Raw genomic sequence first — 1,314 nt, forward strand, 5'->3', positions numbered from 1 at the left:
AACTCAGAAGTGAAACACAGTATCGCCGATGGTAGTGTGGGGTCTCCCCATGCGAGAGTAGGTCATTTCCAGGCGCCAAATAAAACAGCAAGGCCACTCTAACCGAGTGGCCTTTTTGTTTTGTGTCTTGAAACCTAAGCAATTAGTCAGTGTGGCCAGTATGCCCATGCGAGAGTGAGTTATTTCCAGGCACCTAATTGACTTGAAAGAGTCGTGAAACAGCCCGCTATTATGTAGCGGGCTTTTTTACGTCTGCAATTTGTGGCTGAAAGCCGTTCTTGGACCTAAACCATTGACCCGTGTGGATGATATGCCCATGCGAGAGTCGGTCATTTCCAGGCGCTAAATGCTACAGCAAGGCCACTCTACTCGAGTGGCCTTTTTGTTTTGTGCTTTAAACCTAAGCAATTAGTCAGTGTGGCCAGTATGCCCATGCGAAAGTGAGTTATTTCTAGGCGCTAAATACTACAGTAAGGCCACTCTACTCGAGTGGCTTTTTTGTTTTGTGCCTTAAACCTAAGCAATTAGTCAGTGTGGATGATATGCCCATGCGAGAGTATGTCATTTCTAGGCGACTTAATAACTTAAATGAGTGTGAGACAGATCGCCATTATATCGCTAATGTTTTTGCGTCTATTATTTGATATGTTAAAAAGCGCGAGATCAGCATTAGGTCGATATGTTCCTCATTAATTGATTCATGTATCAATAGAAACAATTACTGTTGTTGTTTATGCAGATGTAATACGACTTAATATGCTTTTGACTTGATATTTAATCGATAATACATAGATAATGTCACTCTAATTTGCTCATCTAAGTGCCTCAATGACGTCTCAATCTCATCCAGTAAAACAATGGCAACACCATCATCAATTCAGTCATCAGAACTCTGATGGTGAGCGGAATACCCTTTACGTACTTATTTTAACCATTATTACTATGTTAGCTGAGATTATTGCCGGCTCCATTTATGGTTCAATGGCATTATTGGCTGATGGTTGGCATATGGGTACTCATGCTGCAGCATTTATGATTACTTTATTTGCCTATCGATATTCCCGCAAAAATGCTGATAACCCCCAGTTTTCTTTTGGAACCGGTAAAGTTAGTGTTCTGGGGGGCTTCACCAGTGCCATCGCTTTAGGTATGGTTGCATTGATAATGTTAGTAGAATCATTAGTCAGAATTATCAATCCAGAACAAATCTATTTTAACCAAGCTATCTTTGTTGCTTTTATCGGTCTTACAGTCAATATTGTTAGTGTATTTTTATTGAAAGATCATCATAGTCATAGTCATAGTCATAGTCAT

General features: G+C 40.1%; 1 protein-coding gene. It reads left to right on the forward strand.

Annotation, left to right across the window (positions count from 1 at the left end; all coding sequences use genetic code 11):
* Positions 1-828 precede the first annotated feature (828 nt).
* A partial coding sequence (locus tag H5185_RS22160) for a cation diffusion facilitator family transporter (protein ID WP_182743322.1) occupies positions 829-1,314 on the forward strand: 486 nt, incomplete at its 3' end.

This window comes from Shewanella sp. SG44-6, from assembly GCF_014164185.1.
In the GTDB taxonomy this organism is placed as follows: Bacteria; Pseudomonadota; Gammaproteobacteria; order Enterobacterales; family Shewanellaceae; genus Shewanella; species Shewanella vesiculosa.